The sequence below is a fragment of the Pseudomonas sp. Z18(2022) genome (assembly GCF_036346535.1).
Taxonomy (GTDB): domain Bacteria; phylum Pseudomonadota; class Gammaproteobacteria; order Pseudomonadales; family Pseudomonadaceae; genus Aquipseudomonas; species Aquipseudomonas yamanorum_A.
Genome location: NZ_JAOTOA010000016.1, coordinates 100803 through 123839, shown reverse-complemented (window position 1 = coordinate 123839; position 23037 = coordinate 100803). Strand labels below are relative to the sequence as shown.

15 protein-coding genes are annotated in these 23037 nt (G+C 58.5%); 9 read left to right on the top strand and 6 right to left on the bottom strand.

The window, feature by feature from the left end; genetic code table 11:
* Positions 1–11: 11 nt before the first annotated feature.
* The 4 genes from V3W39_RS25305 to yaaA form a co-directional block, all read right to left on the bottom strand.
* The gene (locus V3W39_RS25305) at positions 12–1181 is read right to left on the bottom strand and encodes an alginate biosynthesis protein Alg44 (protein WP_177043507.1); all 1170 of its coding nucleotides are present in this window, start codon (positions 1179–1181) and stop codon (positions 12–14) included.
* A gap of 48 nt (positions 1182–1229) precedes the next feature.
* Positions 1230–2711 (bottom strand): mannuronan synthase, encoded by a 1482-nt coding sequence (alg8, locus tag V3W39_RS25300; protein ID WP_177043508.1) that lies wholly within the window; start codon positions 2709–2711, stop codon positions 1230–1232.
* Between the two features lie 83 nt (positions 2712–2794).
* The gene (locus V3W39_RS25295; RefSeq protein WP_330213549.1) at positions 2795–4111 is read right to left on the bottom strand and encodes a nucleotide sugar dehydrogenase; all 1317 of its coding nucleotides are present in this window, start codon (positions 4109–4111) and stop codon (positions 2795–2797) included.
* An 868-nt stretch (positions 4112–4979) separates the two neighbouring features.
* Complete coding sequence (gene yaaA / locus V3W39_RS25290) at positions 4980–5759, bottom strand: peroxide stress protein YaaA (RefSeq protein ID WP_177043510.1); 780 nt, start codon at positions 5757–5759, stop codon at positions 4980–4982.
* Between the two features lie 989 nt (positions 5760–6748).
* Here yaaA and V3W39_RS25285 point away from each other — a divergent pair.
* From V3W39_RS25285 to V3W39_RS25255, 7 genes are all read left to right on the top strand, one after another.
* The gene (locus V3W39_RS25285; protein ID WP_177079958.1) at positions 6749–7873 is read left to right on the top strand and encodes a polysaccharide deacetylase family protein; all 1125 of its coding nucleotides are present in this window, start codon (positions 6749–6751) and stop codon (positions 7871–7873) included.
* A gap of 349 nt (positions 7874–8222) precedes the next feature.
* Positions 8223–9617, top strand: a complete 1395-nt coding sequence (locus V3W39_RS25280) for a PhoH family protein (RefSeq protein WP_017135209.1) — start codon at positions 8223–8225, stop codon at positions 9615–9617.
* Between the two features lie 184 nt (positions 9618–9801).
* Positions 9802–10275 (top strand): cyclic pyranopterin monophosphate synthase MoaC, encoded by a 474-nt coding sequence (moaC, locus tag V3W39_RS25275; protein WP_177040804.1) that lies wholly within the window; start codon positions 9802–9804, stop codon positions 10273–10275.
* Positions 10272–10514, top strand: coding sequence for a molybdopterin converting factor subunit 1 (moaD, locus tag V3W39_RS25270; RefSeq protein WP_177079956.1), 243 nt, complete (start codon positions 10272–10274; stop codon positions 10512–10514). The genes moaC and moaD overlap by 4 nt, the downstream gene beginning before the upstream one ends.
* A 2-nt stretch (positions 10515–10516) precedes the next feature.
* Complete coding sequence (gene moaE / locus V3W39_RS25265) at positions 10517–10969, top strand: molybdopterin synthase catalytic subunit MoaE (protein WP_330213548.1); 453 nt, start codon at positions 10517–10519, stop codon at positions 10967–10969.
* 230 nt (positions 10970–11199) lie between these two features.
* Positions 11200–13185: a hypothetical protein gene (locus tag V3W39_RS25260; RefSeq protein ID WP_330213547.1), complete on the top strand. Its 1986-nt coding sequence runs from the start codon at positions 11200–11202 to the stop codon at positions 13183–13185.
* Between the two features lie 90 nt (positions 13186–13275).
* Positions 13276–18102: an RHS repeat-associated core domain-containing protein gene (locus V3W39_RS25255; protein ID WP_330213546.1), complete on the top strand. Its 4827-nt coding sequence runs from the start codon at positions 13276–13278 to the stop codon at positions 18100–18102.
* Between the two features lie 68 nt (positions 18103–18170).
* On the opposite strand, the gene rhlB is transcribed toward V3W39_RS25255, so the two are convergent.
* Positions 18171–19646: an ATP-dependent RNA helicase RhlB gene (gene rhlB, locus V3W39_RS25250; RefSeq protein ID WP_294738052.1), complete on the bottom strand. Its 1476-nt coding sequence runs from the start codon at positions 19644–19646 to the stop codon at positions 18171–18173.
* Positions 19647–19742: 96 nt separating this feature from the next.
* Complete coding sequence (locus tag V3W39_RS25245) at positions 19743–20399, bottom strand: alpha/beta hydrolase (protein ID WP_177040794.1); 657 nt, start codon at positions 20397–20399, stop codon at positions 19743–19745.
* A 347-nt stretch (positions 20400–20746) separates the two neighbouring features.
* Between V3W39_RS25245 and V3W39_RS25240 the strand changes: the two genes are divergently transcribed.
* Positions 20747–21778: an amino acid ABC transporter substrate-binding protein gene (locus tag V3W39_RS25240; RefSeq protein ID WP_003216321.1), complete on the top strand. Its 1032-nt coding sequence runs from the start codon at positions 20747–20749 to the stop codon at positions 21776–21778.
* Positions 21779–21850: 72 nt separating this feature from the next.
* Positions 21851–23032: an amino acid ABC transporter permease gene (locus V3W39_RS25235; RefSeq protein WP_177040792.1), complete on the top strand. Its 1182-nt coding sequence runs from the start codon at positions 21851–21853 to the stop codon at positions 23030–23032.
* The last annotated feature ends 5 nt before the right edge of the window (positions 23033–23037 follow it).

The following is a 23037-nucleotide window of genomic DNA, read 5'->3' as shown; positions in this document are numbered from 1 at the left end:
CATGTCCTCGCTTACAGACCGTGAGCCATGGCTTTGTCGATCAGCCAGTTCAGGGATGGGCCACGGTCGCTGGTTACTTCAACCGGGCGACCGGCGTAGGTGCTGTCCAGCGGGGCGTCGGGTTTGATCTGCACGCGGATGTCGGAGGACATTTCAGCGCTGTTGAGGCTGGTGCTGCTGACGATAGTGCCGGTGCGAACCTGCTCTTCGTCCGCCACCTGGAAGTTCACACGGGTGCCCGGGCGAACATCGGCAAACTGGCGATAGGAGAAGCGTGCGTCAACGTTGGCCTGGCTGCCGCGTGGCACCAGTTGGAAGATCACGTCGCCCTTGCTGGCGTACTGGCCGTCGGCGACCAATTGCTGGGCCACGACGCAGTCGCACGGGGAGGTGAGGGTGCCGGTCATTTGCTTGCCGAACAGCTCTTCCACCTTGGCCGGTTGCAGCTGGTCTTCGTCCAGGTGGCCCTTGAGCACATCGAGCATGCTGGTGCTGAAGGTCGCCAGTGGTGCACCTTTGGCAGCGACCGCGTCACCTTTGATCAGGCTCTGCACGGTGCCGTCGCGCGGCATGGTCACGTTCATCCCGGGCACGCTTACCAGGGCGGAAGTGGCGTGGCTGACGAAGTACATGCCATATACCGATTTCACCACGAAGCCGAATGCGACCAGGCCCACCACGAAGATCCCGAGGCTGAAGGTCACGGCCCGCAGGCGGCCGCCGAAGCTCATGTTGCTGCCGCCGTCCTTGACCTTGCGCGCCTTGGTGAAGTTGTCGCGTTGCAGGGTCGCCAGCACGTCGCCCATGGTCACGATGTCGCCGGCCAGGTGCGAGGTGATCAGGTGGCGCAGGGTCGAGATGTCTTGTGCGTCGAGGTTCTGGAACTGGCAACCGGTGCGGCCGGTCTGGCGGTCGTAGGAGCGAATCTGCAGCTCCACGTCCATCGCCAGGCCCAGGTTATCGATCACGAACTGCAGGCGACCCTTGTGCACGTCACCGACTTTCAGCGGCTGCTGCGGGGCGTTGAACGCCAGGCCGCCGGCAGACAGGTCGATGACCCGCACTTCCATCGGCGTATGGTCGGCGCCGAAGAAGCGCAGCTTGGCCGGGATTTTTACCCGGGCATGTTGGCGCTGGGCTTCGGATTCATGGACGACGTTGGCATTTACTGGAGCATTCATTGGGCTGTTCATCAGGTGTAGTTCCTAGTTAATTCAGGCTTGGCAGGGTCAAACCATCATCAGCAACACGGCGACGAAAATGCTGCCGGCGGAGAAGGTCATGGTCCGAGACGACCAGGTGTTGAACCAACGTTGAAAGCTGGCCAAATCGCGGGTCAGTTTGGTGTCCTGGCGTGTCCAGGACTGTTGATCAAGGCGGAAGAACACGTAGATCTTCACCAGCGCGCCCATGATCTGGTTGTAATAGAGAATCACCGGGTAAGCCGGGCCGATCCGGTGACCGGAGCACGACAACAGCAGGGTCAGGATCAGGCGGGTGATGCCGATCCACAGCAGGTACGCGAGGATGAACGCGCCGCCGTATTTGAAGGTGGCGATGATCGCCACGGTCAGGCCCAGCAGGGAGGTCCACATCGACACGCGCTGGTCGAACAGCACGATGCTGGTGAACAGGCCCAGGCGTCGCATACCCAGGCCCAGGGCCCGTGAGTTCTGGCGCAGGTTGTTGCCGTACCAGCGGAACATCAGTTTGCGGCTGGCCTTGATGAAGCTCTTTTCCGGCGGGTGTTCCACGGTGTGGATCGCGGCATCCGGCACGTAGAAGGTGTCGTAGCCCAGGCGCATCAGGCTGAACCAGCTGGACTTGTCATCGCCGGTCAAAAACTTGAAGCGGCCCAGGCGCCAGTGTTGCAGGGAGTCGCTTTCAACGTCGGCGATAAAGCCCGGGTCGGTGACGACGTTGGCGCGGAACACCGACATGCGGCCGGTCATGGTCAGCACGCGCTTGGACAAGGCCATGGAGCACATGTTGATGTGGCGCTGGGCGAAGCGCAGCTTGTGCCATTCGCTCATGATGTAGCCGCCGCGCACTTCGCAGAACTCGTTGGTGGTCAAGCCGCCGACGTTGCCGAACAGCTGGAACCACGGCACGGTCTTGCGCACGACGCCTTCGGCAAGCACGGTGTCGCCATCGATCACGGCCACCACGGCGCGGTCGTCCGGCAGGTGGCGCGAGATGGCGCGAAAACCGAAGGCCAGGCCGTCACGCTTGCCGGTACCGGCGATGCGCACGAAGTCCAGCTTGACGTGGTCGGGCGGGTTCATCCTGGCCCACAGGCTCTTGACCAGCAGCTCATCGGACATTTCCACCAGGGAGCACACCACCGTGGTGGGGAAGCCACATTCGATGGCTTCGCGGATCACCGAGCTGTAGACCTGGGCCGTGGTCAGCGCGTCGATCCGAAAGCTTGTCACCATCAGGAATACGTGGGACGGGTCTGCCGCCTTGCCCAGCTTGCGCACTTTGCGCCGCAGGTGCGGGTAGACCACGTACAAAAACAGCATGCCGCGAAAGAAATGCGTAGCACCCATCGAGTAGCGCCAGATACCGACGGCGCCAATCAGGAAAATAAAATTCTTCGACTCGGAGTCGAACGTACTCGCCGGCAACAGCAGGGCGAGACCCATCAGCAGGCTGAGGAACAACAACCAGCCGGCAGATTGGAGCAGTACGTGTTTTAACTTGGACATAGGCGTCATCCGCAGGTGAAGGAGGCTTCAAGCTGCAAGCGCTGGGGGTCAGGACGCTTGCAGCTCGAAACTTGCCGTTGCTGTTACCAGCAAATGCCTTCGGTACGACCGGTCACGCTGGTGGCCTTGGACATGAAGCCCACCAGGTCGACCACTTGCTTGCCGTGGGGTGCGTTATGCGCCAGGGCACGGAACTTCTCATCGCGGTTGCCCAGGATGATCACGTCGGAGTTGTTGATCACTTCGTCGAAGTCCGAGTTGAGCAAGGACGAGACGTGAGGGATCTTGCCTTCGATGTAGTCCTTGTTGGCGCCGTGCACACGGGCGTATTCGACGTTGCTGTCGTAGATGCTCAGGTCGAAACCCTTGCCGATCAGCATCTCTGCCAGTTCCACCAGCGGGCTTTCGCGCAGGTCATCGGTGCCGGCCTTGAAGCTCAGGCCCAGCAAGGCGACTTTGCGTTTGTCGTGGCTGGAGACGATGTCAAAGGCGTTCTGCACCTGGGACTCGTTGCTGCGCATCAGCGAGTTGAGCAGCGGTGCTTCCACGTCCAGGGAGCTGGCGCGGTAGGTCAGGGCGCGCACGTCTTTGGGCAGGCACGAGCCGCCGAAGGCGAAGCCTGGGCGCATGTAGTACTGGGACAGGTTGAGGGTCTTGTCCTGGCAGACCACTTCCATCACTTCGCGACCGTCGACGCCGACGGCCTTGGCGATGTTGCCGATCTCGTTGGCGAAGGTGACTTTGGTCGCATGCCAGACGTTGCAGGTGTACTTGATCATCTCGGCGACGGCGATGTCCTTGCGGATGATCGGGGCGTCGAGCTCTTCGTACAGCGACTGCAGGACATCGCCGGAGGCTTTGTCGAATTCACCGATGACGGTCATCGGCGGCAGGTCGTAGTCGGCGATGGCGGTGCTTTCACGCAGGAACTCAGGGTTCACCGCGACGCCGAAGTCGACGCCGGCCTTCTTGCCGGAGCAGTCTTCGAGAATCGGGATCACCACATTGGCCACGGTGCCTGGCAGCACGGTGCTGCGCACCACGATGGTGTGGCGGGTGGTCTTGTCACGCAGAACAAAACCGATCTCGCGGCACACCGATTCGATGTAGTTGAGTTCCAGGTCGCCGTTCTTCTTGCTCGGCGTACCGACGCAAATCATCGACAGATCGGTATCACGGATTGCTTCGGCGAAATTGGTGGTGCCGCGCAGTCGGCCGGTCTGAATACCCTGGCTCAACAGTTCGCCCAGACCCGGTTCAACGATGGGCGATTTGCCTGCGCTGATCAGGTCGATCTTTTCCTTGGAGATGTCTACGCCAACGACCTCATGGCCCCGTGCAGACAGGCAACCGGCACATACGGCGCCGACGTAACCCAAACCAAATATGCTGATGCGCATCGCATTTACCTCATTGTTAATCGTGCCACTAGATGGCCGGAGTTCATGTTTTGAAGCGTCACCCAGGCACTGGAAAGTGCGACGAGTAAACGTCGATATATCCAGTGCAGGCATACTAAAAGTCGAGTGACTAACTAATGCACTCAAGTTGTGCGCAACTTGGCCTTATTGTTGGGGCTTGCCCTGAAATGCAGCCAGCCTTCCTGGGGAAGGGCCTGGCGCCAGTGCCGCAAGGCGTTGAAAGAGGGATTTAGCCCTTATGTATCAACGGCTTGGGTTGTCTCACTGACCCATACAGGTGAGCTCAGCCTTGGCCTTGTCGGAGAAAATAGTGAAGCCTTTTCGTCCGCCTTCAACTAGTCAGTTGATGATTTGACCATTGAGTCAAAGTTGTATTTCAACTTTGCTACTTCCTTTGGTCGCCACGTAAGTCATCTCTTACATTTGCAGAGATAATCGTTACCGGTGGTATGAGCGGTGCTTCAGGACATAGTTCCTGGCCGCTCATCCTGTTTCCGGAAATTTCTTGAAATATTAGGAAAGATGGCACTAGTACTATAGTGATAGCACTTGCTACTTGGGCTAGTAGTTGCGGGGAGTTGCGAGGGTTAAATAGTTTTGTGCCACTACTGTTTGAAAAAAGTGGTGCCACTACGAAAAAAATTGACGAATGTCGAGTGAAATAAATGTTAGGGAATCTGAAGAATTATTTTTGACGCCAAATAAATGACGATTTTAAGGCTGGAATCCGAACAAAGTGTGGGAGCGGGCTTGCTCGCGAAGGCGGTGTGTCAGCCAATACAGGCATCGACTGAACCACCGCTTTCGCGAGCAAGCCCGCTCCCACATTTGGATTTTCGTTGCCCGGTTATTCCGGTGCGTGATCTCGCAGGAACACCAGGTTATCCGGCTTTGACTGCTCTGCATTGAAGCGATAACCCTGCACGTCAAACTCCTTGAGCCTGGCAGGGTCGTTGATGCGTTCTTCAATCACAAAGCGGCTCATCATGCCTCGGGCCTTTTTGGCGTAGAAGCTGATGATCTTGTACTGGCCGTTTTTCAGGTCCTTGAACTCGGTGTTGATGATCCGCGCGTTCAGCGCCGGGCGTTTGACTGCCGAGAAGTACTCGTTGGACGCGAGGTTGAGCAGCACGTCGTCGCCTTGTTCGGCGAGGGCTTCGTTGAGCCACTCGCTGATGCGGGTGCCCCAGAAGGCGTACAGGTCCTTGCCACGGGCGTTGGGCAGCTTGGTGCCCATCTCGAGGCGGTACGGCATCATCAGGTCCAGGGGGCGCAGCAGGCCGTACAGGCCGGAGAGCATGCGCAGGTGGTCCTGGGCGTAGGTGAAGTCGGCGTCGGTGAAGGTTTCGGCGTTGAGGCCGGTGTAGACGTCGCCCTTGAAGGCCAGCAGGGCTTGTTTGGCGTTGGCCTGGGTGAAGGCTGGGGTCCAGCTGCCGAAGCGTGCGGCGTTGAGGCCGCCGATCTTGTCGGAGACGTGCATCAGTTCGCTGATCTGCGCCGGGCTCAGTTCGCGCAGTTGTTCGATCAGCTCCTGGGAGTGGTCGAGGTATTGCGGCTGGGTGAAGCGCGGGGTGACCGGCTTTGACTCGAAATCGAGGGTTTTGGCGGGGGAAATCACCGTCAGCATGAAGTCGTCTCCTTTAATCGTGGGGGGATTCTAGGGGTTGGGGAGGTTTGACTCCACCTATGATGGTGATAGCGGAGTGGGTTTGTGCTGTGTACATATCCATTGCTGCGGTAACGGCCACTTAGGGTTCCGCTCTTACAGCGGGTCACTTTTGGCAAACGCCCGGAATGCCGGCCCAGCCAAAAGTAACCAAAAGGTCTTTGCCCCACCACTCGGTGCCTCGCTTAGGCTCGGCATGCCCGCACTCCGGCCCGGTTCCGCGGGCCGCCGCGACGGGCCATCCATGGCCCGGCGCGGCTAAATCGGCATCCCTGCCGATTTACCCGCTCCACCGTGCCTGCTTGCGGCCATCGTGGTTGACGGGGCCCGCAGATCAAGATCAAAAGCAAAAGCAAGAGCACGGCGGCCTGAAAGCCGACCTGAGTGTTAAAAGCCAGATCCAGAGCGAAAGCAGTGCCGCTTTTCTGTAGGAGCTGGCTTGCCTGCGATGCAGACAACTCGGTACATCAGACACACCGAGGTGATGCCATCGCAGGCAAGCCAGCTCCCACAGTTGACCGTGCCCGCTCTGGCTTCAGATGTTGATCTTGCCTTTGCTTCACCACACTCAAGCCGGCCTGTAGGCCGCTGTGCTCTGGCTTTTGATCTTGATTTTGATCTTAGGCGCCCCGTTAAACCACGCTGGCCGAACGCAGGTATTACGGAGCGGGTAAACCGGCAGGACGCCGGTTTAGCCGCGACGGGGCAGGGACGCCCCGTCGCGGCGGCCCGCGGAGTAATACCTGCGTTCGGGCACACCGAGCATTAGCGAGGTGCCGAGTGGTGGGGCAAGAGCGTTTTGCTTACTTTTGCGCTGTTCAAAAGTGAGCCGCTGTAAGAGCGGAACCATAAGCGGCCGTGACCTAAACAACGGATATACACACCAACCCAATAGCCCCCCCCACGCGATCGGCTATAGTGCCCGACGACTCTGGAAAGGGAGACCCTTCGTGCGAATTGCGCTTTTACTGTCAGCCTGGCTCATCTGCCTGGGCGCCCAAGCCGCCCCGGTGGATGTCGCCACCCTGGACCGCGGCGTTTGGCCCGAACGCCTCAGCAGCCCCGCCCTGTTCGACGTCGCCTCACGCGCTGAAATCCTGATGTTCGCCCACACCCTGCTGGCCAGCGAAGCCCTCGACGAACCCGCCCTCAAACAGCGCCTGGGCCTGAAGATCATCAACCAGGCCTCGATCAACGACCTGCGTCGCCAACTGTGGCAACGGCTATTGGAAAACTACACCTTCGCCCAACAAAGCTGCGAACAGGACGCCTCTTTCTGCTACCTGGTGGAAAACATGGACGACCTGCGCGAACAAGCCGCCAAGTTCGAGGTAAGCGACAGCTCCTTCTATATAGGCTGGGCCGGCCCCAGCCGCGCATTCCACGAACGCTACCTGGATGAACAGTTACGCAAGGCCGCCCTGTTCCCGCAGATCAGCAGCGAAATCGCGCGCTTCGGCGACCACGAACGCAACGGCGACGAACTCAACGACCGGATGTTCCTGCTGACCTTCGACAGCGGCCCGTCCCCCGTCAGCGGCAACACCGACTGGCTGGCCGACTACCTGCGCAAACAGAAAATGCACGGCCTTTTCTTCGTGCTAGGCAACAGCCTGCAAACCCGCGTCGAGAAAAGCTCGGTCACCGATGTGCAGGCGCTGTACCAGGGCCAGTGCGTCGGCATCCAGGGCTGGCAGTACCGCTCTCATAGCCACTGGGTCGACTGGCAGTCGTCCATCACCCGCAGCGCCTCCCTGGCCCAGAACCTGATGCCCGAAAACTACGCGCCGCTGTTCCGCCCGCCCTATGGCCAGCGCCGTTCCGACAGCCAGGGTTTTTTCCAGTCCCAGGGGCTGCAAGTGGCATTGTGGGACATCGATTCAGAAGACGAAGCCGGCAAGCTCAAGGCCGATGAATCGGCCAACCGCGTGCTCACGCTGATGCTGCTGTGGCGGCGCGGGATAATCCTGTTCCACGACACCCAGGACAAGGCGCGCATCGCATTACCCTGGCTTTTACACGCTACGGCAGAAAGTGGACTCGGCTGGCAGGATTGCCGCGAAGCGTTTCGCTGAAAAAGCACGAAGAGCCCGGCCCTGTTGGGGCTGAGGTTTTTTGGGGGGGGATTTGGGAGATATTTCGATACAGGCGGACTTCCGACTTTAACGGTGCAATGCCGGCTCGCCTAGTGCTATTCGTCATCCTGAAAAATAAACTTCAAAAAAGCGTCAAAGTGCTTTTTCCTGTCATGTGTTTTGCGGTATTACGAAGACAGACAGCCGAAACCTGCAACACAGGTGGCGTCTTCCAAGACACCTCTTGTGTGCACCGCACTTGACGCCCCTCAAGTGCGTTCGACGGTCGAATCGAGGCGCAGCACTGTCGCGGTATTGCGTCGACTGGCTCCCACAAAGGTGACCGAGTATGGATGATCATGGACGTAACCCTTCTTCCGACCAGCCAATCCTTTATGTGCTTGATACCAACGTACTGATTCACGATCCAAACGCACTGCTTAACTTCGAAGAACACCACGTCGCCATCCCGATGATCGTGCTTGAGGAGCTCGACAAACTCAAAAGCGGGCACCACAGCGTTGCCGCCGAATGCCGCCAGGCCATCCGCCTGATCGACAAGACCCTCGGCGAAGCCTCCCCCGATGACGTCGAGGTGGGCGTACCGATCCAGCGTGGCAAAAGCGGGCCCAAGGGCTTGCTGTCGATTCTGATGAGCAAGCGCAGCGAGCCCAACAGCCTGCTGCCGGAGAATCTGAACGACAACAAAATCATCAACCAATTGATCGACCTGCACGCGCGTGACAAGGACTTGCGCCTGGTGCTGGTGACCAAAGACATCAATATGCGCCTCAAGGCACGAGCGTGTGGGATCGCTGCCGAGGACTACAGTACTGACCAGTTGGTCGACGACGTGTCGATGCTGTCGCGCGGTTATCACACCGTGACCGGCTCCTTCTGGGACCTCGTCAGCAAGGTCGAAACCCGTCAGGACCATGGCCGCACCTGGCACCAGGTACAACTGATCGACAACCTGCCGGCCGTGCACATCAATGAATTCATCATCGACGAACAGGGCTTCGTGGGCTGGATCAAAGAGATCCAGGTCGACAAGCTGCTGATCCTCGACCTGCATCAGGAACCCCTGTTGCACCAGGAAGCCTGGGGTCTGAAACCGCGTGATATCTACCAGAGCCTGGCGCTGTACGCCTTGCTTGATCCGGACATCCACCTGGTCAACCTGACCGGCGCCGCAGGCTCGGGGAAAACCATCCTCGCCCTGGCTGCCGCCATCGAACAGACCATGGTGACCAAGCGCTATCGCCGCATCATCGCTACCCGCAGCGTGCAGGGCCTGGACCAGGAGATTGGCTTCCTGCCTGGCACCGAAGCGGAAAAAATGGAGCCGTGGCTGGGGGCAATCACCGACAACCTCGAAGCCTTGCACATGGATGACGAAAACACCCATGGCAGCGTCGACTACATCCTCAGCAAAGTGCCGTTGCAGTTCAAATCCCTCAACTACATACGGGGTCGCAGCTTCCAGCAAAGCCTGATTTTGATCGATGAATGCCAGAACCTCACGCCGCACCAGATGAAAACCATCATCACTCGTGCCGGCGCCGGTTCCAAAGTGGTGTGCCTGGGCAACCTGGCACAGATCGACACCCCTTACCTGTCCGCGACCAGCTCCGGGCTGACTTACCTGACGGAACGCTTCAAGGACTTCCCGAACGGCGTGCACATCGCCCTGCAGGGTGTCCCTCGTTCGATTCTGGCCGAATACGCCGAATCTCACCTGTAACCGATTCCGGGCGATGACTTCATCGCCCGGCTCACCTGAAACCCCTGTGGGAGTCGAGCTTGCCCGCGATTGCATCGCTGCGGTGCTCCTGAAAGACCGAGGTGCCTGCATCGCGGGCAAGCCCGGCTCCCACATTTGATCTGTGTTGGGTTTACAATCGGGGCTCCTGATCAGGAGTATCCCTGTGCTGACTCATCTCGATTCCCAAGGTCGCGCCCACATGGTCGACGTCACTGAAAAAGCCGTGACGTTCCGTGAAGCCGTGGCCGAAGCGCGGGTGCGCATGTTGCCCGAAACCCTGAAAATGATTGTCGACGGCGCCCACCCCAAGGGCGACGTGTTTGCCGTGGCCCGCATCGCCGGGATCCAGGCGGCGAAAAAAACCAGTGATCTGATCCCGCTGTGCCACCCGTTGATGCTCACCGGGGTCAAGGTTGAGCTCAGCGCCGACGGCCTGGACGCGGTGCACATCGTCGCCCGCTGCAAACTCTCCGGCCAGACCGGCGTCGAGATGGAAGCCCTGACGGCGGCCAGCGTGGCGGCCCTGACGATCTACGACATGTGCAAGGCCGTGGATCGCGGCATGACCATCGAAAACATTCGCCTGCTGGAAAAGCTCGGCGGCAAAAGTGGGCATTTCAAGGCGGATGAACAATGAGCATCAACGTACTGTTTTTTGCGCGCTACAGCGAAGCGGTGGGCTTTGACTCGTTGGAGGTGGAAGGCGACTTCGCCACCGTCGACGCCGTGCGTCTGGCGCTGGCGGCTGACCCAGGTTTTGAAGTGCTCAATGAAGCCAGCCTGATGTGCGCCCGCAACCAGGAAATATGCGCGCTCGACGAGCCTGTGCAAGCTGGCGACGAGGTCGCGTTCTTCCCGCCTGTGACCGGGGGCTGACCATGGCGATTCGAGTGCAGGCCGGGGCATTTGATCCGGGCGCCGAAGTCAACGCGATGCACGCCGACAACGTGGGCGTGGGCGCCGTGGTGAGCTTTGTCGGCTATGTTCGCGACTTCAACGACGGCCGCGAGGTGGCGGGGATGTTCCTGGAGCACTACCCCGGCATGACCGAAAAAGCCCTGGCCAAGATCACCGAGGAAGCCGCACAGCGCTGGCCATTGCTCAAGCTGGAGGTGCTGCACCGTATCGGCGCGTTGGAGCCGGGCGAGCCGATTGTGTTTGTTGCGGCAGCCAGCGCCCATCGCCAGGCGGCGTTCGATGCCTGTGCGTTTGTGATGGACTATCTGAAAACCCGGGCGCCGTTCTGGAAGAAGGAAAACACCCAGGAAGGCGCGCGCTGGGTGGAAGGGAGGGCCAGTGATTATGTGGCGGCGGATCGTTGGACGTCTTGAGGCGAGCTGCAAGATTGCTTTCATAATGTCCAATACAATATCGCGTGCTGGTTTATTTCAATTAGGTCTTAACAACTGTCAACTCTGACAGTTGTTGGCGTTGGCTGGTCTGCGCTTCAATTACCTTCGGGCATCGGGTTTTCTTCTTTGACTGGTCATTGAGCAGGTTAAGAGTGTGTGCCTGGAAAATATGCATCCTAATTAATAGGTATTTTCAGGAGTAACTAAAAATGCACTCAAGAATTGGCGATTCCCGGATTTCTCATTTTAAAATAACCCTCTCAGGTGGGCGGCATTTCAGTAATAAGCTGTACGCCAATGGCCGGCATCAATGTGAGGTGCTTATTGAGGTGGCTAAGGAGGTGTTGGGTGAGGACAACATATGGCGCAGTGCGGCGCTTACGCCGGGTGAGCGGGAAAGTGTAACTATTGTGAATGCAGTTGAGGGGGCGGAGCCTACGCTTTCGGCGGGTTGGCACTGCGATGATGAGCGTGGTGGTTACGCAATGGGGCTTTGGGAGCATACTGGGCTAGACCCTTTGGAGGCAGAACAAGAGAGTGTCTTTCCTCCCTCTGGTTGCGAGGTCGTTCGTCGTTACTTACGGGTTGATTCCGAGGCTTCTATCGGGCCTGCGACGTTCCTGGCGCGTATCATTATAGGTTCGGAATATTTAACTACGGACTTTCCAGCGGGCACGTCAATTACTAAGTCTTTAATTACAGTGACGCCCCGCAAGCCTTTCAAGCTGCATGCCAACGACTTTACTCGCTATGTTGACGGAGCCTATGCAGGGGATCCAGAAGAAGGTGCGCGGGTGACAGTCGCAGTTTATTATTGGGTGCCACCCGATGGAGTTAAGTTTGTTGAAAATGTGAGCTTGGCAAATCCGGTGCCTATCGCCTTTGAAGGTGATCATTTCAAAACCTCATATGTGAACAAGTCGTTCGGCATATCAAGGGGGAGTCGCGTGGGTATTGTATTGAATAAAGACGATGATGGCACACGCTTGTATATGACCGATATTACCAAAGCTAATATGGGCTTGCCGGAACCCAATCCTGAAATTCAATTTAACAAATACCCAACAATCGTGCGGGCGGTCAGTATTTTTTCTGCACTGTCGATTGGGTCGGCAGACACCAGAAGTCGATGGACGTTGCTGGATAATTATGGAAATGGGCATGGGTTTATTCTGGACGTTGCTGCGTCGGGGGATGTGACGTTGAACGCTGTTGAAACCGTTCGCATTACTCACATGAGAATAGTTCTTCCCAGTGGTCAGAGTTCTACGAGTGAGCTTTATGCCAATGATCGTCATCAATGCAAGGTTCAGATCGAGGTTCTGGCGGAGCGTGAAAACAGCGATGGGTACTGGGAGCCGATTACACTGAGTAAGGAGGAACGTGACAGCGTTACGGTAACCCGTTATTCCGCGAATCCGCGCGAGCCACTTCCGCCGGGCTGGAGTTGTGATCGCGATAAAAATATATATGACACGGGACTGTGGAGTCGCGGTGCGGTTATACATTCGCCAGAGCAAAATGATGGTCCCGCTGAAATGACTGCGGGTGTTCTGAATGAAGTGATTGATCGATATATGCGATTTAATTCAACTACGGCGATTGAATCTCATAGGTTTATGGCCACCATTCAACTGGGCGGGAAAATTTTTAGTACTAACCCTTCTTCAGTGGGGCAGGATTCTTCCATTAACATTCTGCCAATTCGGCCCTATGTTTTGAAAGTTGCCGACCTCGTTGAGTATCACGATATCAGTGCCCAAAGCGATAACTACACAGATGTGGATGTTTATTATTATTCTACGCCATCGGGCTTGAAGATTGTGTCTAGCCGTGGTCTCGATAATCCATTGCTGGTGCAGAACGAAGGCGATTATTTTCGAACTTCTTTTTGTCAGGCAATTAATGATAGTGGGTTTAGATGGTGCAAGGCGGGTGTCGTAATATCGAAAGATGTTCCTGGGTTACAGTTGCGCACCCAAGATGTGCATCGCGGGAGTAATCCGCTGAATCCCTATGTTGAGTTCAATAAAATCTCGACCATTTTTCGTGCGGTAAAACTGTGGAGCAAATCGTCAATTACTACGGGTAATACGAGTAGTAAGTGGCGGGTATGGGATAATTACGGCTGCGAACATGTTTTCTTCATGGCGCCAGCAGACAGCGGTCGCCGTATTGAACTAAGAAATGGTTAATAGGCGCAGTGTTCAGTTTTAATGCTGTTTGAGCGGTTCGCCTTGGTCGTTGAGGACGAGCCTTTAGTTTGGGTTGAAAGGAGTATTCCCGTGAATATTTATTCTAATGCCTTTAACTTCGGCTCCTACCTCAATGGCTCGGTCGATCCCCGCACCGGCCAGTATGGTAGCCAAATCCGCCTGGCGACCGTATACCCACAGGGGGCGCTGGAAGTCAGTCGAAATATTGTCCTGTCATTCTCTATGTTCAGTACGGTCAACAGTGGCTATGGCATTGGCTGGCGCCTGAGCAATACCGAGTTTGATGTGGTCAGCTTCAAACTCACGCTGCTAAGCGGCGAACAGTTTCAGACTCAAGGCCTGCCATCGGTGGGCGGTACGGTTGTGATCAAGGATCGCAAGTTAAAGGACGTCGTTGTCAAGCGGCCGGATGCCAACACGCTGCACGTGATCTCTATAGACGGGACCATCGAGATTTTGCAGCGCACTGGCAGTACGGTGCCCTACCGGATCGTTGCCATGTTGTTCGAAAATGGTGAGCGGTTGACCTTTCGCTACGGCACGGCGGGCTTTCTGGAGCGTATCCTCAATCACGCTCAACAAGACTTGCTGGTCCTGACCTACTCGGGCGCCAACTTATCCACAGCCGATACGCGGGTCGACGGTGGTCGTTACGCCCGCGTCTGGTTTTTGCATACCAATAATCTTCTGACGCAGGTTTCAGCGCCCTATGACCGTAGCGCGGTGCGCGGCACTGCCGCCTATGTGTTCGAGTACCGTGCGGCGTTCCGTAACGGCTTGGTGCCCATCATGCGCGTGCGAACACCGACGGGCGGGGACGAGCTGATTACCTATGTCGAGGACGGGCACCAGTACGGCAACAACCAATATATTCCACGTGTCGTCAGTTGGGTACAGACTCCGGCGGCCAATCAACCAGCCATGACCCGCACTTATACCTACAGCCCGGGCAAGAACTTTACCGGTTATCCCTTTTCGGGGGGATTTCGCGAGGGCGAAGACAACCTGTACCTGGTCGGCAGCGATTATGACTATTGGACAGAGGAAACCAGCCGGAGCACCAGCAATGCGGTGCTGCATGTCACGCGCACCACCTACAACAAGTTTCACTTGATGACTGAGGAGCAGGTCGTTCGCGAAGGCACGCGGGCCACGACGAGCATCACCTATAACACGGTGCCTGGTCTGTTTCCGGCCCAGCCTGCCAACCTACAGTTGCCGAAAACGATCACCAAACGCTATCAATTGGTGGCCGGTGGCACCGCTCGGGAAGAGGTCCAGCGCATCGAAACTGACGATTACGGCAATGAAATGAGCCGCACCGAGCCTTCTGGGGTGCGCACCGAGTACACCTATTACCCGATTGCCGGAGAGAGCGGCAAGTGCCCGGCTGATCCCCATAATCTGTTCCAGCGCTACGTTAAGCAAGAGCGACTTGTTCCAGTCGGGAGTACGCCAGCGGCGCGACTCACGCAATACACGCATACCCGCGTACCGCAGACAGGCAGCAGCTACTTTGTGCTGCAGCAGTCGAGTACCCAGGCGGGTGTGCTCGCCCTGCAGCAGACGTATTTTGAAAGTCCTGTTGAACTGGCCGGCCGGCTGAGGAGCACCACCAGCACCGTCGACGGGCAGGCGTTGACCAGCAATTTCAGCTACACCATCACTGGCGACAACCTCGTCGAAACGCGACGCCTGCAAGGGCGCGAGGGCCAATGGCTTGAAGCCAAGCGCACGCTTTCACTGACCAATCGGCGCCTGTTGGCGATGACACGCGACAGTGGCAGCACCCTGGCAATGACGTTTGATGTGAGTGGTCGGCTGACCGAAGAGACGACGTCTCCCGGCACGGTGCAGCAAGCCTCGCGCACGTATGCCTATCATTTTGCTACGCCGACCAAACGTGCCCACCTGATCACCACGGACGCCCAAGGCAACAAGGCGATTAGCTACTTCGACGGCTTGGGACGCCAGGTGTCCGAAGCCCAACTGATGGGGGCGAATGACCAGGAGCGTGCCACGGGCACACAGCGTTATGACGCGCTTGGGCAACTGGTGGAGGAGGTCAGTTTTGATTACCTGACCGACGGGCAACGCTCGTTGAAAAACACCTTTGCCTACAGTAAATGGGGCAACGCCAGCCGTATCACAGGCCCCGATGGCAGCGTGATGATCAATGAGTACGAGCCGCTGCTCAATCTTACGGAGGAAGGCATTGTTGGCGGTGAGCGACGGCTGACCTATTTCAATGCGTATAACCAGCCGATCAAGGTGGAGCGCGTGGATGCCAACAACGCTAAGGTCGAAGTCGAGTCGCGCACCTACGATGGCTTGGGCCGCTGCCTGACGATCGTGGATGTGAATAAAACAGTCACTGAATTGACCTACGACCCGTTTGACCGAGTGCTGACGTCCCTGGAAAAGCCCGTGGACGGCACCCCGCAACGGCTGCGCAAAACCGACTATGCCCCCGGCACCAGCAGTGAGTTGGCGGTTGCGGTCTCGGTCGATGGCACGCGGTTGGGCGCGCGTACCTACGACAGCCTGGGCCGCATGACCCGGCAGGAGCGCGCCACGGGGCAGGCGACGACCTGGGAGTACGAAGCCGGATGGATGGAGCCGGTGGCCATGGTATCGCCGCGTGGGGGGCGCCAGACCCTGACGTACGACAGAGAGTTGGATGTGCCGACCCGGATTGAAATGACAGGGCTTGGGGCGAGTGTTTACCGGCATGATCCGGTTGCTGGCGCGTTGACGCGTTCGGAGACCAACGGCCTCGTCCATGAGTCGGTTCAGGATGCCAGCGGCTATCCCGAGAGGGACGTGCAAACCGCCAACGGCACGACCTTGACCACCCTGTACGGCTATTCTCCCGGCGGCCGCGCGCTGCATCAGACCTCAGCCGATGGCCAGCGCAGCACACTGGATTATGATGCTGCCGGGCGGTTTTCCAGGATGACCACCGCAACCCTGGTCATCGAGCAGACCTACGACACCTTGGGCCGTCCGCTGAACCTGACCACGCTCTCTGGCACTACGCGGGTCCTTACCCGGCTGGCCTATGATGCCCTTGGGCGAGAAAGGGAGCGTAGTTTTGAGCAAAACGGCGTGCTGTTCCAGGTGATGACCAGTACCTACCACGCCAACAGCCTGCTGGCGACACGGGTGATTCGTAATGCGAGTGCACGTGTGGTGATCAGCGAGACGTTCACCTATGACGCCTACCTGCGGCTCAAGACCTACCGCTGCACCGGGGATGAACACCCTCGGGACCATCGGGGGCGCGGCATCGTCGGACAGGATTTCAGCTTTGACAACCTCAATAACATTGCGCGGGTGGTCACCTTCTTTGCCGATGGCACACAAGACACCAGTCAGCGTTACTTCACCGCCGCCGACCCCACCCGGTTGACCCGCGTGACCCATACGCAACCGGCTCAGGATGTCACCCTGGCCTATGACGCTGCGGGCAACTTGCAGGCGAGCCCAACGGGCAAGACTTATACGTACAACGCCTTTGAGCAACTGATTACCGCGCAACTCGCAACCCTCAGGTGCAACTACCAGTACGATGCCGAATCGCGTCAAGTGCTTGCGTCCCGGAACACTGAAGCGCCGGTGATGCTTGCCTACGCAGGTGATCGCCTCGACACCCTGGTTGAAGGCACCAAAAAGATCCGTTACTTCAGCGGCGGGGATGAGGTGGTCGCGCGCAGCGGTGGTGTGGACGGGCCGCAACTGCATATGAACGACGCGAGCGGCAGCGTGCGCGGCCTATCGGCCCCCGGCCAGGCTCATGTAGCGCGCCACTACACGCCCTTTGGTGATGCGAAGATTCCCCCGGATGATGGCAAGAACCGCAGCCTGGCCGACCTGCAACTGCCGGCGTTCAACGGCCAGCGGCTGGATGCGTTGGTCAACCTGTACTTTCTCGGCAACGGCCAGCGGGCCTACGACCCTGACCTGATGGTGTTCTTGCAGCCTGATCCACTGAGTCCATTCGATGAGGGCGGGATCAATAGCTATGCCTACTGTGCCGGTAACCCGATCAACATGATCGACCCCAGCGGGTTATTTCCCAGCTGGCTGAAGTGGACGCTGACCGGGGGGGCGTTGGCATTGTCGATTGTCACGGTAGGGTTTGCGGTACCCGGGCTTGTAGCGGCGGCGGCGGCCTACACGGCAGCGGCGTCTGCCGCAGCGCTGGCGGCCGGGACCGCAACAGCCGTTGCGGCCACCGCTGCGGCGTCGACGGCGGCAATGATTGTCGCCTCCAAGGCGGCGCTGCTGACCTCTGCAGCACTTGGGGTTGTGGGCGGGACGCTGGGTACCACGGCACTGAGTATCGCCGAGGTCGACAAAAAAATGGGCTGGGACCGCTCCAGGCACATCCAGAACCTGGGATGGGCGTCCCTGGGGTTCTCGATTGCGTCATGGACCGTCAGCTTCGCGGGGGCCTACACCTCGGCCAGCCTGGCCTACAACGCCGCCGTAAAGGCCGGCACGGCCAAGGACTTTGTCAAATACGCGGGTTTTTTCGATACGCCAATGGGTAGCGGTGCGCTGGCCGCCGGCAAGCGCATGGTGGGCATGAGCTATAAGTTCACCGATAAACAGGGCATCACCACTTTCAGCAAGGCCTATGGTGTGACCCGTTTTGCCTTGAGAACCACTAACTTTGGCCGCGCGATAGAGGCCAGAGCCAAAGCTGCAGTGGCCGGCTCCAGGCCAGACCCCGCGCTGCCAGCCCCTTCCGATTCGGCCCAGCCCCAACCGCAGGCGCTGGGCAGTCACTTGCTGGACATGCCTGGCAGCACGGCAGGCTACTACCAGTCGTTCAGGGACGAAGCGACACGTATCCGCCAGCCCATCGCGGGAGAGTTGTATCGGGGGTAGTGCCAGCCGCAGCCGGGCTATCTCCCCGGCAGGCGCCGGTAAGCCCGACTCTGCTGGGGACGGGTGGGTTACGGGCGCTTGCGCTCCACGGGGCGCAACAAATGCGTCGGTGGCGTCTCGCAGCTGATCTTGCGGCCCAGCAAGGTTTCGATCGACGGCAACTGATACGAATCGTCTTCCCCGGCAAAGCTGATGGACACGCCCGCCGCGCCCGCACGGCCGGTGCGGCCAATACGGTGCACATAGTCGTCCGGCACTTCCGGCAGGGTGAAGTTGATCACGTGGCTGATGCCGTCGATGTGAATCCCGCGCCCGGCCACGTCGGTAGCCACCAGCACGCGAATCTTGCCTTCGCGAAAGCCTTCCAACGTCTTGATGCGCTTATGCTGCGGCACATCGCCCGACAGTTGCGCGGCATTTACGCCATCACGCACCAGGCGTTCTTCGATGCGCCGCACTTCGTCCTTGCGGTTGGCAAACACCATGACCCGCTCCCAACCGTTGTCGTTGACCAGGTTGTAGAGCAGCTTGTATTTGTCGGCACCGGCCACCGCGTAGATGTGCTGCTCGACGTTCTCGCTGGCAACGTTCAGTGCCTCGATCTCGACGATGGACGGGTCGGTGGTCCACTGCTTGGCGAGGTTCATCACGTCTTCGGTGAAGGTCGCGGAGAACAGCAGGGTCTGGCGCTCGTTTTTCGGCGGGGTCTGGCGAATGATCTGACGCACTTGCGGGATAAAACCCATGTCGAGCATGCGGTCGGCTTCGTCCAGCACCATCACTTCGACCATGTCCAGGTGCACGTCGCCGCGCTGGTTGAAGTCCAGCAAGCGGCCCGGCGTGGCCACCAGGATGTCGCAGTGACGCGCTTCCAGGTGCTTGAGCTGCTTGTCGAAGTCCATGCCACCGACAAACGTCATCACGTTGAGGCCGGTGTATTTGGTCAGGTCGGCGGCGTCCTTGGCGATCTGTACCACCAGCTCCCGGGTCGGGGCGATGATCAGTGCGCGCGGCTCACCCATGTAGCGCTCTTTGGGCGGCGGGGTCTGCAGCAACTGGGTGATGATCGAGATCAGGAAGGCTGCGGTCTTGCCGGTGCCGGTCTGGGCGCGACCGATGGCGTCTTTGCCGGCGAGGGTGAAGCCCAGCACTTGCGCCTGGATCGGCGTGCAGTACGGGAAGCCCAGGTCCTGGATGGCGTGCATCAGTTCCGGGGCGAGCTTGAAATCATGAAAGCGGGTTTTGCCTTCCTGGGGTTCGACAACGAAGTCTTCCAGTTTCCAGGGGATAACCACAGGTTTTGGCGCGCGTTCGCGGCGCGGTTTTTCCGGGCGTGGTTTCTCGGCGGGTGGTTCTTCAGCGACGTTAACCGTGGCGGGTGTGGTCACCGGCTCTTTTTTTGGCGAGGCTACAGGTGCGGTCCGGCCAGGCTGCTGGCCGTCATTGCGGCTGCCTTGAACGTGGGCGGGGGCACTGGAACCTGGCGCGAGCTGCTCAGCCTCGCTTTTACCGAACATCTTCTTGAGTGCTTTGAGCACGGTCATCTCATCAATTGGTTAAGGAATGTACGCCGGCCAGTGTAATGCAAGAATCGGGCGCGGCGTAGTGCGTTGGTCATACGGCTACAGAATGTGTGGTTTTCAGCCCAGGCGGGCGGCCAACCAGGTGCCAATATCGTGTATCTCCTGGGGTAACACTTCGTGGCCCATTGGGTATTCCTGCCATGCAACGGTGACACCGCGGGTCTTCAAATGCTCATAGGCGCTGCGGCCCATGGCGTTCTGTACCACGTCGTCGTATTGGCCATGCAGGCACAGCACCGGAATCCGTTGCTGGCTGGCCGACAATTCAAGCTCGTCGCCAAAGGTCGGCGCATAGGTGGAGAGGGCAATTACGCCACCCAGGGCGCCCTGCCATTTCAGGAAGGCGGTGTGGAACACCACGGCGCCGCCCTGGGAAAAGCCGGCGAGGAAAATCCGCGAAGCGTCTATTCCGCTGCTTTTTTGTTCCTTGATCAGGTCAGTGACCATTTTTGCCGAGTCTTCCAGCTCTTCAAGGCTGATGGAGCGCGCCGGGCTCATGGCCTTGATGTCGTACCAGCTGGGCATCTCGTAGCCGCCATTAATGGTTACCGGGCGTGTCGGCGCCTGGGGCAGCACAAAGCGTGTCGACAGGAGTTTTTCCTGTAGGGCTTCGGCCACCGGCAGGAAGTCGTAGCGATCGGCACCCAGGCCATGCAACCAGATTACGCAGGCGTCTGCGGGCTTGGCGGGCTGAAGAATCAAGGGGTCGGTCATGTCTGCTCCATATATGTGCGTGCGCTCCGATTGAGTGCGTCGGAACGGTGCGCGACAGGTTGATCTGTTAAGAGAATGTCGCAAGGTTGAATCTTTTGCTCTTGACCGTGGGCTGAAACGACTCAGCCGCCAGTCTGGTACGGGGCTTGCTATGTGAAACCCGATGTCAAGGCTCACCCCAGGCGGTAACACTATCAGTGACTGACGCCTGTGGGATAGCAACTGGACTTAAAGCAAAAACCTCATGCTGTTTGACCCCAAAAAAAGCCAACACGGGTCGATGTCGCCTCATAAGGGTGCGGTGGGGTTCGAGCTCCGACACAACAAGAGCAAAACTGGAGGTTTGAATGAAGGTATTGAAATCCACCCTGGCCATCGTGACCGCGGCTACCGTACTGGGTGTCAGTGGTTTCGCCCAGGCTGGCGCCACTCTGGATGCCGTGCAGAAGAAAGGCTTTGTGCAGTGTGGCGTGAGCGACGGTCTGCCGGGCTTCTCGGTGCCGGATGCCAGCGGCAAGATCCTCGGGATCGACGCTGACGTGTGCCGTGCTGTTGCTGCTGCCGTATTCGGCGACGCAACCAAGGTCAAATTCAGCCAGTTGAATGCCAAGGAGCGTTTCACCGCGCTTCAGTCTGGCGAAGTCGACATCCTGTCGCGCAACACCACCATGACCAGCTCCCGCGATGCCGGCATGGGCCTGAAATTCCCGGGCTTCATCACCTACTACGACGGTGTTGGCTTCCTGGTGAACAACAAGCTGGGTGTTAAAAGTGCCAAGGAACTGGACGGTGCAACCATCTGCATCCAGGCCGGTACCACCACTGAGCTGAACGTTTCCGACTACTTCCGCGCCAACAACCTGAAGTACACCCCGATCACGTTCGACACCTCCGATGAAAGCGCCAAGTCGCTGGAATCCGGGCGTTGCGACGTGCTGACCTCCGACAAGTCGCAGCTCTACGCACAGCGCAGCAAGCTGGCCTCGCCGAAGGACTACGTGGTGTTGCCGGAAACCATTTCCAAAGAACCACTGGGCCCTGTCGTGCGTAACGGCGATGACGAGTGGCTGGCCATCGTGCGCTGGGTTGGCTACGCCATGCTCAACGCTGAAGAAGCCGGTATCACCTCCAAAAACGTCGAAGCTGAAGCCAAGTCCACCAAGAACCCGGACGTTGCCCGTCTGCTGGGTGCTGACGGCGAATACGGCAAAGACCTGAAAGTGAAGAAAGACTGGGTCGTACAGATCGTCAAGCAAGTCGGTAACTACGGCGAAGTGTTCGAGAAAAACCTCGGCAAAAGCACTCCCCTGGAAATCGATCGTGGCCTGAACGCACTGTGGACCAACGGTGGCATTCAATACGCACCACCTGTGCGCTGATAGCTGATGGTTCTGTCACCCGGTGGGCCAACCGCCGGGTGATGTTCTGTTCCATTATTCCTGGGGCACTTAATGCAAAATCAAATCGGCGCACCAAAACAGAAGCTCAGCTTCAGTGATCCAAAAGTGCGTGCGTGGCTATTCCAGATCATCACGATTGTGGCGGTGGTCTCGTTGGGCTGGTACCTGTTCAACAACACGCAAACCAACCTTCAACACCGGGGCATCACCTCGGGTTTCGACTTTCTTGAGCGCAGTGCCGGCTTCGGCATCGCTCAGCACCTGATCGACTACACCGAATCGGACAGCTATGCCCGGGTCTTTGTGATCGGTCTGCTCAATACCTTGCTGGTGACGGTGATCGGTGTGGTCCTGGCGACCATCCTTGGCTTCATCATTGGTGTGGCGCGTCTGTCACCCAACTGGATGATCAACAAGCTGGCGACCGTGTATGTGGAAGTGTTCCGCAACATTCCGCCGCTGCTGCAAATCCTGTTCTGGTACTTCGCGGTCTTCCTGACGATGCCGGGGCCGCGCAACAGCCATAACTTCGGTGACACATTCTTTGTCAGCAGTCGTGGCCTGAATATGCCTGCCGCGTTGGCGGCGGACGGATTCTGGCCGTTCGTGATCAGCGTAGTGGTGGCAATCGTTGCCATTGTGCTGATGGCCCGCTGGGCCAACAAACGCTTTGAAGCCACTGGCGTTCCCTTCCACAAGTTCTGGGCCGGCCTGGCACTGTTGGTGGTGATCCCTGCGCTGTGCGCTCTGGTGTTCGGCGCGCCGCTGCACTGGGAAATGCCCAAGCTGCAAGGCTTCAACTTTGTGGGCGGCTGGGTGCTGATTCCCGAGCTGCTGGCGCTGACCCTGGCCCTGACCGTGTACACCGCAGCGTTTATCGCCGAGATCGTGCGTTCAGGCATCAAGTCCGTCAGCCACGGCCAGACCGAAGCCGCGCGTTCCCTCGGGCTGCGCAACGGTCCGACCCTGCGCAAAGTGATCATTCCGCAGGCCCTGCGCGTGATCATCCCGCCGCTGACCAGCCAATACCTGAACCTGGCGAAAAACTCGTCACTGGCCGCCGGTATCGGTTACCCGGAAATGGTTTCGCTGTTTGCCGGCACGGTGCTCAACCAGACCGGCCAGGCCATCGAGGTTATTGCCATCACCATGAGCGTGTACCTGGCGATCAGCATCAGCATTTCCCTGCTGATGAACTGGTACAACAAGCGCATTGCGCTGATCGAGCGGTGAGGAAA

Bases quoted from the DNA above. Each gene is read 5' to 3' on its own strand.
- alg8 (WP_177043508.1), bottom strand. From the start codon at position 2,711: ATGTCCAAGTTAAAACACGTACTGCTCCAATCTGCCGGCTGGTTGTTG.
- moaD (WP_177079956.1), top strand. From the start codon at position 10,272: ATGAGCATCAACGTACTGTTTTTTGCGCGCTACAGCGAAGCGGTGGGC.
- yaaA (WP_177043510.1), bottom strand. From the start codon at position 5,759: ATGCTGACGGTGATTTCCCCCGCCAAAACCCTCGATTTCGAGTCAAAG.
- moaE (WP_330213548.1), top strand. From the start codon at position 10,517: ATGGCGATTCGAGTGCAGGCCGGGGCATTTGATCCGGGCGCCGAAGTC.
- V3W39_RS25245 (WP_177040794.1), bottom strand. From the start codon at position 20,399: ATGACCGACCCCTTGATTCTTCAGCCCGCCAAGCCCGCAGACGCCTGC.
- V3W39_RS25235 (WP_177040792.1), top strand. From the start codon at position 21,851: ATGCAAAATCAAATCGGCGCACCAAAACAGAAGCTCAGCTTCAGTGAT.
- rhlB (WP_294738052.1), bottom strand. From the start codon at position 19,646: ATGACCGTGCTCAAAGCACTCAAGAAGATGTTCGGTAAAAGCGAGGCT.
- V3W39_RS25260 (WP_330213547.1), top strand. From the start codon at position 11,200: ATGCACTCAAGAATTGGCGATTCCCGGATTTCTCATTTTAAAATAACC.
- V3W39_RS25280 (WP_017135209.1), top strand. From the start codon at position 8,223: ATGGATGATCATGGACGTAACCCTTCTTCCGACCAGCCAATCCTTTAT.
- V3W39_RS25295 (WP_330213549.1), bottom strand. From the start codon at position 4,111: ATGCGCATCAGCATATTTGGTTTGGGTTACGTCGGCGCCGTATGTGCC.
- V3W39_RS25240 (WP_003216321.1), top strand. From the start codon at position 20,747: ATGAAGGTATTGAAATCCACCCTGGCCATCGTGACCGCGGCTACCGTA.
- V3W39_RS25305 (WP_177043507.1), bottom strand. From the start codon at position 1,181: ATGAATGCTCCAGTAAATGCCAACGTCGTCCATGAATCCGAAGCCCAG.